We start from the raw sequence: 1,521 nt of genomic DNA, 5'->3' as shown, positions 1-1,521 counted from the left end.
GCTGCGCCCGGAAGACATCGAGAAGATCGATTTCGTGTTCACCCACAAGCGCGAGCTGCCCAAATACTCGCGCCTGGTCGAAACGTCCGAAATCCTCGAACAGCACGACGCCAATCTCAATATCCGTCGCTACGTGGACAACACGCCGGACCCGGAACCCGAAGACGTGCAGGCGCACCTGATCGGCGGCATTCCGCAAACGGAGATCGACGCCCTCGCCCCGCAGTTCGGCCAGTTCGGCATCACGCCGACGCACCTGTTCCGCAGCGAACGCCCCGGCTACCAAGCGTTTGTCGACAGCATTCGGGACAAGCCCGCGATCAAGCGCACATTGGAAGCCGATGCCGCGCTCACCCAAACGCTCGCCCGCCACCAGAGCGCGCTGGCCGACTGGTGGCAGCTGGCAAGCAACGACTTTGCCGAGTTGGAAAACGCAGGCAACGGGGGCCGCAAGACGCCGGAGATTCGGCGCGAATTGATTGCCTCGCTAAAAGAGAAGCTCACCCCCCTGGCCGTACTGGACGAGTTCAAAAGCGCCGGTTTGTTCGTCAACTGGTGGCAGCAGATCCGCTACGACATCAAGACCATCGTCGCCAGCGGCTGGCACCACAGTTTGATTCCCGACGCCTATCTGATCGCCGCGTTCTTCCAGAAGGACGCCGATGCCATCGACGCGCTGGAGGCGAAGATCGCCGAAGCGCAGGCCGAGCTGGACGAAGCGGTGGAAGCCGCGGTGGAAGTGGCCGCGTGGGAACCGGAGACCGACGAGAAGGCCACCGCCGCCGTGCTCAAGAAGGCGCTGAAGGCCTTGATCGACGATCTGGACAACGCCACCGGCGCCAGCGCCGACAAGGAACGTACAGCGCTGAAGGCGCAGGACAAGGCCATCAAGGCTATCGAAACCCGCATCAAGGATGCGAAGGCAAAGCACAAGACTCAACGTGCAGAACTCGCTGAAAAGCTGGAGCTGAAACGCAGCGGCGGCGAAGCTTTCAAGGCCGAACAGCACACGCAGATCGCGCAGATCGCACAGCGCATGTCCAAACTTGACGCGAACAAGCTGGCCGACCTGAAACAGGCAGCCGCGCTGGCCGGCGACAAGGAAGTCCTGCAAGCCCGCATTGCTCGTACCGATGCGCTGCTGGCCGCTATTGGCGGGCAAATCACCGATGAGCAGGCGCGCAGGTTGATTCTGCAGAAGATCGACGATCTGGCCCGTGCCGAGTTGACCCGCTATCTCAATGCCGAGAAGCGTACGCTTGTAGCCAGCGTGGACAACCTGTGGGACAAGTACGCGGTGTCGAGCCGACTTCTGGAAGCCGCGCGCGGGGAAACGCTGAAGGTATTGGATGGGATGTTGGCGGGATTGGGGTACGTCAAATGAATACGCCTACCCAAGTGAGGCTTCATGATTGCGTGAGGCTTGTGAAAGGCAAGCCGCCCGCGCAGCAGCGGTACTATGGCGCCGACTCCGCATGGTATCTGACGCCCGAATATCTGCGCGGCGCAGCTGCTTGCGAA

At 61.7% G+C, this 1,521-nt stretch carries 1 protein-coding gene; it reads left to right on the top strand.

Going from position 1 to position 1,521, the window contains the following annotated elements:
- Positions 1 to 1,384, top strand: a 1,384-nt coding sequence (locus AB0I77_RS53495) for an N-6 DNA methylase (protein WP_363290320.1), incomplete at its 5' end; no start/stop codon positions are given.
- Between the last annotated feature and the right edge of the window lie 137 nt (positions 1,385 to 1,521).

The organism is Streptomyces sp. NPDC050619 (assembly GCF_040654815.1).
Lineage (GTDB): Bacteria > Actinomycetota > Actinomycetes > Streptomycetales > Streptomycetaceae > Streptomyces.
The sequence above is the reverse complement of the archived record's forward strand: the minus strand, read 5'-3'. Positions and strand labels throughout refer to the sequence as shown.